12 protein-coding genes and 1 pseudogene are annotated in these 14,485 nt (G+C 38.9%); 8 read left to right on the forward strand and 5 right to left on the reverse strand.

What is annotated here, in order from left to right:
• Positions 1–39: 39 nt before the first annotated feature.
• The 4 genes from D5018_RS10185 to D5018_RS10200 all read left to right on the forward strand — a co-directional run bounded on the left by D5018_RS10185 (position 40) and on the right by D5018_RS10200 (position 3,680).
• The gene (locus tag D5018_RS10185) at positions 40–507 is read left to right on the forward strand and encodes a DMT family transporter (protein WP_121838898.1); all 468 of its coding nucleotides are present in this window, start codon (positions 40–42) and stop codon (positions 505–507) included.
• Positions 504–935 (forward strand): DMT family transporter, encoded by a 432-nt coding sequence (locus D5018_RS10190; RefSeq protein WP_121838899.1) that lies wholly within the window; start codon positions 504–506, stop codon positions 933–935. The genes D5018_RS10185 and D5018_RS10190 overlap by 4 nt, the downstream gene beginning before the upstream one ends.
• Positions 936–1,363: 428 nt before the next feature.
• Complete coding sequence (locus D5018_RS10195; RefSeq protein WP_121838900.1) at positions 1,364–2,359, forward strand: isopenicillin N synthase family dioxygenase; 996 nt, start codon at positions 1,364–1,366, stop codon at positions 2,357–2,359.
• A gap of 166 nt (positions 2,360–2,525) precedes the next feature.
• Positions 2,526–3,680 (forward strand): trans-sulfuration enzyme family protein, encoded by a 1,155-nt coding sequence (locus D5018_RS10200; RefSeq protein ID WP_121838901.1) that lies wholly within the window; start codon positions 2,526–2,528, stop codon positions 3,678–3,680.
• Here D5018_RS10200 and D5018_RS10205 read toward each other — a convergent pair.
• Complete coding sequence (locus tag D5018_RS10205) at positions 3,649–4,644, reverse strand: sigma-54 interaction domain-containing protein (RefSeq protein WP_121838902.1); 996 nt, start codon at positions 4,642–4,644, stop codon at positions 3,649–3,651. The genes D5018_RS10200 and D5018_RS10205 overlap by 32 nt on opposite strands.
• A gap of 246 nt (positions 4,645–4,890) precedes the next feature.
• On the opposite strand from D5018_RS10205, the gene D5018_RS10210 reads away from it, so the two are divergent.
• Positions 4,891–6,846 (forward strand): methyl-accepting chemotaxis protein, encoded by a 1,956-nt coding sequence (locus D5018_RS10210; protein WP_121838903.1) that lies wholly within the window; start codon positions 4,891–4,893, stop codon positions 6,844–6,846.
• Positions 6,847–6,870: 24 nt separating this feature from the next.
• On the opposite strand, the gene D5018_RS10215 is transcribed toward D5018_RS10210, so the two are convergent.
• The 3 genes from D5018_RS10215 to D5018_RS10225 form a co-directional block, all read right to left on the reverse strand.
• Complete coding sequence (locus tag D5018_RS10215) at positions 6,871–9,144, reverse strand: aminotransferase class V-fold PLP-dependent enzyme (protein WP_121838904.1); 2,274 nt, start codon at positions 9,142–9,144, stop codon at positions 6,871–6,873.
• A 198-nt stretch (positions 9,145–9,342) separates the two neighbouring features.
• Positions 9,343–10,311: a cysteine synthase A gene (cysK, locus tag D5018_RS10220; protein WP_121838905.1), complete on the reverse strand. Its 969-nt coding sequence runs from the start codon at positions 10,309–10,311 to the stop codon at positions 9,343–9,345.
• Between the two features lie 205 nt (positions 10,312–10,516).
• Positions 10,517–11,362 (reverse strand): class I SAM-dependent methyltransferase, encoded by an 846-nt coding sequence (locus tag D5018_RS10225; protein WP_121838906.1) that lies wholly within the window; start codon positions 11,360–11,362, stop codon positions 10,517–10,519.
• A gap of 192 nt (positions 11,363–11,554) precedes the next feature.
• On the opposite strand from D5018_RS10225, the pseudogene D5018_RS10230 reads away from it, so the two are divergent.
• The 3 genes and pseudogenes from D5018_RS10230 to D5018_RS10240 form a co-directional block, all read left to right on the forward strand.
• Positions 11,555–11,884, forward strand: a pseudogene (locus D5018_RS10230) (toprim domain-containing protein); the annotation flags it as partial.
• A 196-nt stretch (positions 11,885–12,080) separates the two neighbouring features.
• Positions 12,081–14,015: a DNA topoisomerase III gene (locus tag D5018_RS10235; RefSeq protein ID WP_121838908.1), complete on the forward strand. Its 1,935-nt coding sequence runs from the start codon at positions 12,081–12,083 to the stop codon at positions 14,013–14,015.
• A 98-nt stretch (positions 14,016–14,113) separates the two neighbouring features.
• A complete protein-coding gene (locus D5018_RS10240; protein ID WP_133309273.1) occupies positions 14,114–14,350 on the forward strand; it encodes a hypothetical protein in 237 nt (78 codons plus the stop codon).
• Position 14,351: 1 nt separating this feature from the next.
• On the opposite strand, the gene D5018_RS10245 is transcribed toward D5018_RS10240, so the two are convergent.
• Positions 14,352–14,485 (reverse strand): IS1 family transposase (locus D5018_RS10245; protein ID WP_243637417.1); only part of this gene is annotated, 134 nt, incomplete at its 5' end.

The raw sequence follows: 14,485 nt of genomic DNA on the forward strand, positions 1-14,485 counted from the left end.
ACAATACGCCTCCAACAAGTAGTTATCAGAGTATTTTATATGGAAAGTAATCAGTTAAGGTTTTCAATTTTAACTCTCGGGGCTGGCGGGCTATTAGCTCTCATGATCTTCTTTAACAGCCAACTTGCATTCACCTATTCACCAATTGAAGCATCTTGGTTTGCTCATGGGGTTGGTGGTTTTACGGCATTGATACTGATGCTATTCATTCAACGAAAATCGAATAGTGCGACAAGTATGGAAAAAGCCCCATTTATTGCCTATCTCGGTGGTATACCCGGTGCATTCACGGTGTTACTTGCTGGTTATACCGTAAATAGTTATCTAGGTCTTTCAGGTACACTAGCTCTCGCTATTATAGGGCAAATAATTTTCAGCTTAGTCAGTGATGGTTTTGGATTATTTGGACTAAGTAAAAAGAAAATAGGTCTAAGAGATTTTGCCAGTTTACTCTTAATCACTGGTGGCAGCTTGTTAATTATCCTAGCTTCAGGAGATACGTTATGACCATGATACTTCTGGGTCTATTAAATGGTGCTTTAATCGCTTTGGCCAGAACATTAAATGGTATGTTGAGCGTGAAGAAAAATGCATTTGTCGCCTCGACAATGAATCATTTCGTTGGCTTTGCCCTATTATCTGTGCTGATTTTTCTATTTTTTGGTTTTCCAACTGAATTAAATCTTGATGCAGACTTTTCGATTTATCTTGGCGGTGCTATAGGTGCGTTATATGTAGCAATTAATAGCTTTGTTTTTCACAAAGTTGGCGCAGTCAAAGCAGTGTTACTTATTTTAAGTGGACAAATGATCACGAGTATCTTGATTGATGGTGTTGATACCAGTTCGAAGCTATTTTTATACCAAGTAACAGGCCTTGGAATGATAATCGCGGGGATGTACCTATCAGTAGCAAAACCAAGAAAAGAAACTTAATTTCTTAAGTAATCCTGAAGGTAGTTTTAAGTGCTAGTTTAACCTGAAAGCTAGCACGGATTCGTCCAATAACGTGTTTAGTACGGTATATATTTATTGCTTCAATTTCCCTCTGAAAAGGCGTTTCAGAGGTATCAATTTTGTTACTTTATCATTCTATTACAGTTGACGCTTAAAAAAACATCAGTTAAGTTCAAGACATTGTCATATTTTTCAAGAGTGGACCCTAGAAAGTTAGCAGTTCTAAATATCATAAAAATAAATCTGTAATTCTTTTTTCAAATAAAAACCGCTAAATATAACGGTTTATCTTCCTGATTTGGCGGCTTTAAATATTTTTTTTGAAAACATTTTCAATATCAATGTATTAACTTTTGGCACGCTTTTCGCCTTATATACTCCAGTAGTAAATAAACTGAGGTTAGTTAATGAAGCCACTTCCAACGCTCACTTTTAGCCAATATTTGGCAGGTGGAAAGCAAAAGCAAGCTTTTCTCAAAACACTAAGAGAAACCAGTAAAGAGGTTGGTTTTTTCTATCTGGATGATCACGGCTTAGATACCTCAATTCAAAAGAATACGTTTGAATTAATGCATTCTTTTTTTGCATTGCCCGCGGAAGAAAAGCTCAGCATTGAAATGAAGCACTCTCCTCATTTTCGTGGTTATTCAAAAGTGGGGAGTGAGTTGACCCTAGGTGAGCAAGATAAACGGGAACAATTTGATTTCATGAGAGAGGAGCCGACACCTTATGTACACGGTAAGTCTCCAATTTGGTTGAAGATGCGTGGTAGTAATCAATGGCCTGCTGGCTTGCCCCGCATGAAACAACAACTACTAGCCTTTCAAGATAAAATGACGGAATTATCTGTTTTGTTGTTAAAAGCCTTTGCTGAATCATTAGATCAAAATCCCAATGTTTTTGATGCTGGTTTATCTGAACTTCCTCACCAACATACCAAACTGATCCGCTATCCTAAACAGCCACATGGCTCGAACCAAGGCGTTGGGGCGCATAAAGATTCTGGTTTTCTGACATTGCTGATTCAAGACGAAATGTCTGGGTTAGAAGTTGAAACGGATGAGGGGTGGTTAGCGGTTCCACCAAAGCCGGGTACGCTAATTGTGAATATTGGCGAGTTATTAGAGCTGGCATCGGACGGCTATTTAAAAGCAACGGTTCATCGTGTAGTCAGTCCTCAGTCAGACAAAGACCGTTATTCTTGTGCATTCTTTTTATGGCCCAAGCTGGATACAAATGTGCCTTTATTAAGTCTACCTGAACACCTCAAAAAGCAAGCGCATGGTCCTGATAGCGATCCTAACAATCCACTTTTTTATCAAGTGGGAGAGAACATTTTGAAGGGGAGATTACGCTCTCATCCTGATGTTGCGGAATTACATTATACCGTTCACATCAATTAACTGTGTTATAGGGAAGCATTAGCGAAGGAAATACAAGGCGCAATGACGAATCATAGCCTTAGCTATGGTGAGGAATTGCAACGATGTAGTTGCAAAGTTAAGGCTTTAACTAAGACATAGTTAATTGGTACGAACGGTATTACTCATAAAAGTGAAAAGAATAACAATGAAATTTAAAACGAAAGTATTGCACTCATACAAAGTTGAAGATCAACACGGAGCGTTAAATATTCCTATCTATCAAAGTAGTACATACCAGTATCCTAACTTTGAATCAGGAAAAGCTCGATTTTCCGGGGATGAGCAAGGGTTTATTTATAGCAGAATGGCGAACCCTACTGTAAGCGCCCTTGAACAAACGCTGGCACAAATCGAGGGTGCAGAGCAGGCTTTGGTTGTATCCAGCGGCATGGCAGCACTAAGCAGTATTTTTATCGCCTTGTGTCATCAAGACGACCATATCGCTGTCGTAGAACCTGTATACGGTGGGAGCTCAGCAATGCTTAGCCAAACACTAACTCGCTTTGGCGTCAACGTTCATCGCTACTTTAGTGATGATGATTTGCTTGAACGAATTCACTCGCAAACCAAAATTATTTTATTTGAGCCAATTTCAAACCCAACATTAGCTATAAATGATTTTCGTAAGGTAAAAAAAGCGGCTGAAAAGGTTGGGGCGATTACGGTTTGTGACAATACCTTATATTCACCGTATTTTTTCCGTCCATTGGAGCATGGAATGGATTTGGTGATGCACAGTGCGACTAAATATTTGAGTGGTCATGGGGACATCATTGCTGGAGTTGTTGCTGGTGCAAACGCATTAATGGATCAAGTAAGAACTATCGGACTAAAACATCTTGGTGCGTCGATTAGTCCTCAAGATGCATATTTGTTATCACGAGGTTTAAGGACCTTGCCTTTACGAATGGAGGCTCATCAACAAGGTGCTATGAAAGTCGCTGAGTTTTTAGAAAGTCATCCTAAAGTTGAAAAAGTCCATTACTCAGGTTTGAAATCTAGCCCTTATCATCAAATTGCATCCCAATCGGTAGGTCACTTTGGTGGTTTAGTGAGTTTTGAATTGGTTGGTGGTGAATCTGCCTGTCAAAAGACTTTAGATAATCTTCAGTTATTTACCCAAGCGGTGAGCTTAGGAGATTTAGAAAGCTTAGCGTGTCACCCTGCAACCACCACTCATGCAGCGGTATCACCTGAATTACGACAAGAAGCAGGAATTTCAGACTCTTTGATACGTTTGAGCATTGGGGTGGAAGCGCCAGAAGATCTTATCGCAGATTTGTCGCAGGCGCTGGGTTAATCCCATACTTTCTGATCTTAGAACGCAAAGTACTTGGGTTAATTCCTAAGAGCTTTGCTGCCCCGAAAGGGCCTTCAACGCGGCCGTAACTTTTCCTAAGGGCTTGATTGATATGTTGAATGATCACTTCATCTAATTTGGCAAATGATGCCTGATGCTGAACTTCTCCAATGTTCTCTGCAAAGCTCGTTTCTTCAGGTTCTATTAATCTGATGTCACTATTCTTTATAAATAGTGCACTTTCAATTGCCAGTTTTTGTCCTCGGCCTAAAATCGCAGCTCTTTCTATTACCCCTTGCAACTCACGAACGTTACCCGGCCATGAGTGCTGTTGAAGATATTGAATTTGCTGTTGAGTTGGTCTACAAATTGGTAGGGATAATACACTCGCAGCTGTGGTTGCAAAGTACTCCGATAAAGCTGAAATGTCTTCAAGTCTCTGCCTCAATGGGGGGAGATTAACTGGAAATACATTAAGTCTAAATAATAAGTCCTCACGAAAACGTTTGTGTTGAACTTCTTCGGCTAAATTTTTATGGGTTGCAGCAATCACACGAACATCTACCTTTATTTCTTGTTCACTGCCAACACGTCTAAGAGAGCCTTCTTGGATGACTCTTAATAACCTAACTTGTGCCGCTAGGCTTAGTTCCGCAACTTCATCCAAAAATAGTGTACCGCCATCAGCTTGTTCAAACCAGCCTCGCTTTTGGCTTGTTGCACCAGTAAAGCTGCCCTTTTCATGGCCAAATAACTCAGAGTCAATCAATTCTGACGAGATTGCACCGCAGTTAACTCTGATAAAGGGCTGTTGCTGACGTGACGATTGTTGATGTATATGTCGTGCAATAACTTCTTTGCCTGTACCTGTCTCACCTAGTATCAATACCGTAGAGTCAGTAGTTGATACAAGCTCAAGCTGTTGCATAATTCCTTTTAGACTAGTTTGGCTTCCAATGATCATTCAAGATTATTTCCGTATGATTTTTGATAAGTAAAGCATATTAAAATCGCCTAATAAATTTAATTTATATACCGTTTGGTTATATGTGATTTCGCTAATTTTTATCAAAACACTAATATTTTGTTAACTATTGCCGATATAAAGTGAAATAAGTTCCAGTTTTTAAAGGTCTTGTAACTGCTTTCTCTCTTAGTTTTATAGGAAGAAGGCTGGAATGAGTAGAATAAAAATAGAGGTAATAGGTAGATGTCAGGACTGCTGTCTTTAGGGATAAAGCTCTTTAATCGATTAGCGTTTAAAAAGAAGTTTATGCTGTTAGCTTCGGTGACCTTGTTGCCTTTAATTTTCGGAGCTTATGGCTACATCCAATTTCAAACTGAAAACTTGAAAATCAGTGAGCGTAAGCTTGAAGGCAAACATATTATTGACCTTTTTAATGATTTTGCTTTTAAGGTAATGGAAGTAAGAAACGGCCAAGTAAGCTCAACTGATTTGTCTAATCAATTAGCATTTTGGTCAAATAATTCTGCCTTGTTTCCAAGATCTTCGACTCAATTTTCTGCATTACGCAGCTTATCGTTATCTAAAAATTTCACGCCCAAAACTCTCGAGCAATTAGCGGATGTAACCAGTGAAGTAAAAGGGAGCGTTGCCGAAGAAAGTGGGCTGTCATTAGACTCTGATCCTGCAATCTATTATCTCACGGAGTTTTATTTATCTAAGCAACTTGTGGTCAGTGAATTCAGCTCAAGAAGTAGCACTCAAGCCTTGAGCATCCTGAAAGAGGGAAGATTTACCCCACAAAGCTACACACAGCTGGTGGCAACGAATAATCGCTTGAAAGAATTGCTTCTCATATTTAAAAAGAGTGCTAATAGAGTCGAAGAATATTATGCAGACGATGCAACATGGCAACAAAGTGTGCGTAGTGTTGAAAGCAATACAGAGAAACTCATCAACACAATTAATAAAAAAATAGTAGAGCCAGATAGTTTTGAAACTAGTTTGGCTCAATTTTCTCAATTAAGCAGTAATCAGCAGCAAGTTCTAGCGCATTTGACGAATGAAACTAAGCAATTACTAGAAATCAAATTGTCGTCGAAATTACAATCACAACAGCAACAAATGTATTGGGTTGTCGCAGTGATATTAGGCGTTATAGCAATAAGCTTTTACTTTTTCTTCTCGGCATACTGTGCCATTTCGCAGAATGTATCAGTTATTAAATCAATGACTGAACAAATGGCTCGCGGTGATTTGAGCGAGGATATAGCAATTGATGCTAAAGATGAGTTTTATCAAATCGCGTTGTCATTCAACAAGATGCTAGCCAGTATTCGAACTTTGATCCATGACGTCCAGCAATTAAGTGATAATGTTGTATTGGCTAGTCATGAGGTGAAATCTGAAACCTCAAGTGTGGAGTTCAGCTTAAATTCTCAACAACAAAAAACGTACCAAGTGGTTACTGCTATTGATCAGCTTGTAGCATCAGTAAACGCAGTTGATGAAAACACTCGCACCGCGACTCAAATTACCGTGGAAACTCAAAAAGATGTAGATCTTGGTCAGCAGGTGATCAATCAAACGGTAAGCGAGATCAATCAAATTGCTGAAGAAGTCAGCCAAGGTGCAGAGGTTATTAACCAATTAGCTGTGTATGCCAACGACATAGGCAAAGTGGTGGAGGTTATTCATGAAATTGCAGAGCAAACAAACCTTCTGGCTTTGAATGCGGCAATTGAGGCTGCTAGAGCTGGTGAGCAGGGTAGAGGTTTTGCTGTAGTGGCTGATGAAGTCAGAACACTTGCAAGTCGCACAGCTAGCTCAACTGACGAAATTAGAGGAATGATTGAACAAATTCAACAATCAACCTCTAGAGCCGTCTCCACTATGGAATCGGGTACTCAAAAGGCGAACAATGGCGTTAAGCAAGCCCATGAAGTAAGTGAAACCATAACTAGTCTAACTCAGCAAGTGTCTAAGGTTGTTGGCTTGATCCAGCAGGTTGCAGAAATTGTAACTGAGCAGAGAGAAGCAACAGTGCAAGTTAATACCAGTACTGAAGTGATCAAAAACAATGCGAGCGAAGTGTTAATTGCGGCTCAAAAAGCCTGTATGGTAGGTGAAAAATTAGAAGTTGGTGCGAATGAATTAGCTAAACAAATTAGCGGTTTTAATATCTCCAGCTCAGGACATTGATGAGCTGGAGATAACACTGAGTGGTTATAACCCTAAGGCATAACCACCTTTAAGGTGACCAACATTTTCAAAACCAAGACGACCAAGGGCTTGAGCAACAACTAGTGAGCGAGAGCCACTTCGGCAAACAAGCACATATTTATCTTGTTTCTGCTTTGAACGCTCATTAATAAATTGAACCAAACGAGTCATGGGCACATTCAGTTCGACATTGGAACTGCGTTGTAATGCGTATTCGTGGGGTTCACGAATATCAACTAATTTGATGTTTTGATCATCTTTAAGTAGCCGCGCTAAGCTATCTTTATCGTATTCACGAATCTTTAATGCCGCGTCGACCTCTACATAAGCACCGCATTGGATTTCTTGACCTTGTTCATCATTGAGATGTGAATCTAATACCGACTTTTGTTCGCAGAATGTATCAAGATCAATACTGTTTGAAAGAACAGAGTTCAATAACTGATTACGACCTCTTTCAAGCGCAATGGTTGTGGCAAACTCGTTGTAATAGTCATGGCTTGCACAAATCAAAGATTGCTCATCAACTAATTGATTTAATAGCCTTAAACTTGCATACATTTCTGCTGATGAACTGGTTTCAAAATTAGTTCTACCAAGACTTCCCATTAGGATAGTGTCGCCACAAAAAGCAAAGTGACACATTGAAGATTGATACTCACCATTAAACTTCTGAGTGAGTAAGTAGCTCACACTGTCTGCTGTATGTCCGGCGGTGGGTACCTTGACCAAATTGTGGTTACCAATCGTAATACTTGAATAAGTTTGGCCAAGCATCTCGATACAATCTGTATCGGTTGGCCATCCTAAATGACAAGTAGCGGTAGACATACCGAGAGCCTTGGCGATTTCATTGCGAGATGATTCATGGTCAGCATGGCCGTGAGTGTCTAACACGGCTTTTAACGTCAGGCCTTGGCAGTTGACAAGATTAACGATACGTTGGATTAGTTCATGTACAGGGTCAATCACTACCGCGGTTTTTGTTTGCTTGTCAGCATAAACCCAACAACAATTGTTGCCTGAACGTAACTCTACTAAGCCATCTAATGGTGTTTCATTGATCTCATTGCTGACTACTAAACAGCTTTCTTTCAATGCTTTTGCTGCCGATATAATGCGTTCACAAGCTTGGTCGCAATCATCTTGGTTGAACATTGGGCCAAATGACATTCGAATCGCCGATTCACTTTGCCATGCGGGTAACCCCATTGCATCTAAAACAAAACTACGAGTAACCTTAGATGAACAAGCTGAACCAGAGCTAACTCGAATATTAGCCGCATCAAACAAATCCATGATTTCTTTACTGCTGAACCCAGGGATTGCAAAGTTGATGGTGGTTGGGACAGTGTTTTCTAATGAATGATTTAAGACGATGTCACCAAAGGCTTCTTTTAATGCTTTGATGATTTGTAAGCGGTAACCTTGCAATTGTGAGTGGTTAGAAAACTGGTGTGCGCTATCACCATTTAAAATATCAAAAATAGCTTTTAACGAAGCAATTCCGGGTAAGTTTTCTGTTCCAGAGCGTTGACCGCTTTCTTGGCCACCTCCCGCAATAAATGGCGTAAATGGTGCGCTTGAACGCACATAAACAAAGCCAATCCCCTTAGGTGCATACAGCTTATGGCCACTGAAAGGGGCGTAATCTATGCTGGTGTTTTCAATGTTAAGGTTTCGTTTGCCTAGCACTTGAACGCAATCAACCATCCAATAAACATGGGGATTGGTGGTTCTAATCGTTGTTTCCAGAGCCGTTAAGTCTTGATAAACACCAGTTTCATTATTTACCGCCATAGTGCATATCATTAATGAATCAGCGGCATGTTCAGCAATAAAGTTAAGATCTAGCTTACCTTGATGATCTACAGGGATGGCTTTAATTTCTGCATTTATGCCTAAAATTTGGTTCCAATGATGCAGTGAATTGGGAACGGCTTTATGCTCAGTAGCACCATATAAAAGGTAATACTGCTTGTTGGGAGTTAATGATTTTTTAGCTTCAACTAAAGCTGAAAGAATCGCTGTTTGAATGCCTTCAGTTGCGCCACTTGTGAAGATTAACTGTCCTTTATCAATACCTAACAGTTTTTTACCTGCGTTGCGGGTTTTCTCCATGATGTCTTTGGCACGAATCCCCGTGATATGAGAACTGCTAGGGTTGCCAAAGGTTTGGGTCATGGTACTCATTACCGCTTGTGCTGCGGCAGGGTGTACTGGTGTTGTAGCGTTAGAGTCAAGATAAATGAGCGATAAGTTTGTACTGTTAGTCATGGTTCCTACCTTAAAAACTAAACTCTTATTTCTTTTTGTTATATATAATTTCTAAAGTTTATATTAACAGCTTGATTATATAATACCAATGCTTATCGAAGTGTGACGGAGCCTGAGGCATGAATATAGAAAAATTACTGGCATAAAAAAGCCTAACTTATGTCAGGCTTGATCTTGGGGACTTTTCATGAAGAGGTTTTATTGAACGTTTTCTGCATCTCCAAATTCACCGTCGAATAAAGGTGAAGATAAATAACGTTCAGCAGATGAAGGAAGTACGACTACAATGTTTTTGCCCTTGTATTCCTCTTGCTCGCTTAGTTTTACTGCAACACTTACAGCCGCCCCTGAAGAAATGCCCGCTAAGATGCCTTCTTCTTTCATGAGTCGGTGAGCCATTTCGATGGACTCTTCATTTGTTACGGTTTCAACCTTATCCACCACTGATAAATCGAGGTTGCCTGGAATAAATCCAGCACCAATTCCTTGAATTTTATGAGGGCCTGGTTGGACTTCATCACCTGCGAGCGTTTGAGTAATTACTGGTGAATCGACAGGTTCTACAGCCACAGAGGTGATGGCTTTGTTTTGAGTATTTTTAATGTAGCGGCTGACACCTGTGATGGTTCCACCCGTTCCTACACCAGCGATAAACACGTCAATCTCACCATTTGTATCTTGCCAGATCTCTGGGCCTGTAGTTTTTTCATGAATCTCAGGATTCGCAGGGTTATCAAACTGCTGTAATAGAACATAATGCTCAGGATCGGAGTTATAAATTTCAGTCGCTTTATCTATTGCTCCTTTCATACCTTTGGGACCTTCGGTTAGCACTAAATTAGCACCAAGTGCTTTAAGAAGCTTCCTTCTTTCTAAACTCATGGTTTCAGGCATGGTCAAGGTAAGTTTATATCCACGAGCGGCTGCTACATAGGCAAGAGCAATACCTGTGTTGCCAGAAGTTGGTTCGATTAATTCTTTTTCAGTGGTTAATGTACCATTTTTCTCAGCAGCCCAAATCATGTTTGCGCCAATACGACATTTAACACTAAAACTAGGGTTTCTAGATTCTATTTTCGCCAAAATGTTGCCATTACCAATGCGGTTAAGGCGAACTAGTGGACTTTTACCTATTGTTTGTGAGTTATCTTCGTATATATTAGCCATGATTATTCCGTTAACAGTGTTTGAAATATAAATACTAGAAATAATTTATGTAATTCAAAAGTTATAATTTCTTCTTGTATATAACCAATAGTTATTAACAGTAATTTGCTAATAATAAAAAACACTACCACAAAAGGGTAGTGTTCTAACAAATAAATGCGCATATGTAGTTATGCTGAAGGGGGCTGGTTATGCAGAACTGAGTTTATTTAGGTTTAATGAACTTTAGTGTCATTCGATCACTTTCACCGATTGCAAGGTATTTGGCTTTATTTTGGTCACCTAACCTTAACCGTGGGGGAAGAGTCCAAACACCTGACGGATAATTTTTTGTGTCTTTCGGGTTTGCATTTACTTCACTGCTAGCAACAAGTTTGAATCCGGTTTTTTGCGCTAATTCTTTTACAAATTTTTCAGTAACATAGCCAGATTCAATCATTTCTAATCGGGTCGCATCAGGTTTAGCGCGATGCTCAACGACACCAAAAGTCCCGCCTGGCTTCAAAGCGTTATAGGCTGCTTTGAAAACTTCAATTTCGTTATCATTAGCGATCCAGTTATGCACGTTACGGAAGGTTAGTACCACATCAGCTGACTCTGCAGGAGCCATAACAGGGTGAGCTGGAGGCATAAAGCTTGTGACGCTAATGAGACCATATCGCTCAGGGTGATCCTTAAATTTTACATCGTATTTAGCACGAGACGTTCTATAGTATTTCACCGCTGAATCAGATGGGAAGTGAGCGGCAATAAATTCACCTGAGCCTTTAAGTGCTGGCGCAAGAATATTTGAATACCAGCCACCACCAGGCCAAATTTCGATAACGGTATCTGTTGGTTTAATACCAAAAAAATCTAATGTTGCTTTAGGGTGACGATATTTATCTCGTGCTTTCTCTTTAGCTGTACGGTACTGATAATCATATTGCAGTGTAGTTGGGCCTTGTTTAGCTTGCTCATGATTATCGTACCCATAAGCTGTAGCCGAGACTCCGCTTAGCCCTAACATTCCTGTCAGTATCACCAGTGCAAGAGTTGATTGTGATTTCATTGTTGTTTCCTTTTACTCATGATCATCCATGTTATAGCGTAAAGCTTAAGCTTAAGCGACTAATTTTTAATCTTTTATTATTACAATTTATGACTATGTACGATATGGCGAGTTACGGCCTGTATGCTGAAAGTTGCATATCAGTTCTGGAGAATTTATAGTTACTGTAAATTTATCCAGTAATTGTTATTGATGATCCTTTATATTGCAGAGAAACCTAGCTTAGGAAGAGCTATTGCTGATGTTTTACCTAAACCTCATAAAAAGCATGATGGCTATATTGAACTGGCCAATGGTGACTGTGTTTCTTGGTGTATTGGTCATTTACTTGAGACGGCTGAGCCAGATGCTTACGATGAAAAGTATAAAAGCTGGAAATTAGAACATTTACCAATCATTCCTGAAAAATGGCAACTGAAGCCCAAGTCTAAAACCCGAAAGCAGTTAACGGCATTAAGAAAATTAGTTAAGCAATCAACTCAAATCGTGAATGCAGGTGACCCAGATCGGGAACAAGAATTAGCCTGTGTGTTGACAATGATTAAAATATTTATAAATCAAATGGTTATTTTTAAATTCTTGAGTTTACCGTTGACATAGGTTTTTTGACGATTTCGTTGACAAAAATACCACTAAAAAACATAAAAAAGTTATGCCTGTTGACAGTTTTCCTAGAGGAAAACTATTTAGAAAAAAATAAACAAATTGAGAAAAATAAATGAAACTATTTATCGCTGAAAAGCCTAGTTTAGGTAGAGCGGTTGCAGATGCTCTTCCGAAGCCACATGACAAAGGTGATGGTTTTATTAAAGTTGGAAATGGCGATATTGTGACATGGTGCATTGGGCACCTGTTAGAGCAAGCAGAACCTGATTTTTATGATCCAGCCTTTAAAAAGTGGTCTGTAGAGCATCTACCTATAATCCCGTCAGACTGGAAACTCGTTGTAAAAAGTAAAACTAGAAAGCAATTTAATGTTGTCAAGAAATTAATAAAAGAAGCTGATGTTTTAGTCAATTTGGGAGACCCAGATCGTGAAGGTCAAATTTTAATTGATGAAATGATTAATTATTGCGGGGCGTCAGAACAAAAGAAAAAAGCAGCACTGCGTTGCCTTGTGAGTGATTTAAACCCGATTGCAGTAAAACAAGCTCTTAATAATTTAAAACCAAACCGTGAATTTTTATCTTTATCGATTTCTGCATTAGCTAGAGCCCGAGCAGATTGGCTTTATGGTTTGAATATGACTCGAATGTGCACTTTACAAGGGCAAAAATGTGGTTATCAGGGAGTGTTATCAATTGGAAGAGTGCAGACACCGGTTCTAGGTTTAGTTGTTCATAGAGATCTTGAGATTGAAAATTTTGTGTCGAAGCCTTTTTATGAAGTAATTGCAACACTACAAACTGAAAATGGTGAGGTGTATAAAGGGAAATGGAAACCGAGTAAAGCATGTGAACCTTATATGGATGATGAAAGTAGGGTGCTTTCAAGGCCTCTTGCTGAAAATGTAGTTAGTCGAATCTCTAATAAGCATGGGAACATTTCTGACTTTACAAAAAAAATATCTAAAAAAAGTCCACCTTTACCGCATTCTTTGTCATCTCTTCAAATCGAAGCTGCAAAAGTATTTGGCTATAGTGCACAAAAAGTTCTTGATACTTGTCAGTCATTATATGAACGACATAAGGTAATTACTTATCCAAGATCCGATTGCAGATATTTACCAAAAGGGCATCTGAGTGATGCGGAAAGAGTGCTGCAAGCGATAGATTCTATTAATGAAAGGCTATCTGAATATATAGGAAATGTCGACTTATCGTTAAAAAGTGCCACTTGGAACGATAAAAAAGTTGGTGCTCACCATGCGATTATTCCAACTTCTAAAAAACTTGAGTCATCTAGGCTTTCGAAAGATGAATTAAATATTTATTATCTTGTCGCAAGGCATTACATAATACAGTTTTATAGCGCCAGTCATTACGCTGATAAAGAAATTAAAACAATTATTGAAGGTGGTTTATTTATTGCCAAGCAAAGGGATTTAACTTTTGTAGGTTGGCAAGCACTTTTTAATAAAGAAGAAAGTGAAAAAAGAAATGTAGAAGAAATTTTACCAGACGTTGTTATAGGTGACTCAGTATTGTGTCTTAAAGGCGAGATACAAGACAAAAAAACAACACCGCCCAAACGATTTACAGATGCTACCCTCTTAGCTGCAATGACTGGAATAGCAAGGTATGTATCATCTCCAGAGATAAAAAAAATACTAAAAGAAACAGATGGGATAGGAACCGAGGCTACTCGCGCTAGTATTATTGAATTGCTGTTTAAAAGGCAATATTTAAATAGGAAAGGTAAAGATATAGTTTCTACAGATATAGGAAAAAGTGTGATATTAGCTTTGCCTGAAAGTGTTGGTAAGCCAGACATGACTGCAATATGGGAAGCACAACTAGAAGCAATTTATCAAAAGAAAAAAAGATATAATGATTTCATGAATGGCGTAGCCGATAGTCTGAATAGACTGTTACATGATGCAAATCAGGCTAATTTCAGTAACCTAAAAGGAAAAGGGATGATCAAAGCACGTCGAACTAACAAGAAAAGAAGTTCGTCTAGTCCAAGTAACCGTGGTAAAAAGCGTTCATAACTATATAGATTGATTGACAAAGGCCGTTTATTGCTTGAAAAATATCCATATAGATATATTATTCGTTATATCTATATGGATATAGTTGGGTGATTGGCTTGAAAGACATCAATGACGTTACAACTGAAGAATTGGATCTATCATCTCAAGACGAAATACAAGGGGTCGTCAAATTCATTAGTAAAATGAGATACAGCAAATTATCTAAAGTTGATCTAATTGTTTTTCAACATGTTTTGATGGTCTGTTCTGACTTTGGCAGAAAAGCCACCTTTGATGTCAATCAGACTGAAGTTGCAGATCAGTTAAGAATGCACCAGCCGGTAGTGTCCTAATTTAGTGGTATGCATGAATATCAATTCCAAATTCTACACGATTGATTAACAAACCAATTACAGTGTCGTGCATACTCTCTAACTTTGAAAAGCAAATCGTTCTTCGTGCCAACCTTTTAATCCAAGTTCTGAAAT

The sequence above is a fragment of the Parashewanella curva genome (genome assembly GCF_003675895.1).
GTDB classification, from domain to species: domain Bacteria; phylum Pseudomonadota; class Gammaproteobacteria; order Enterobacterales; family Shewanellaceae; genus Parashewanella; species Parashewanella curva.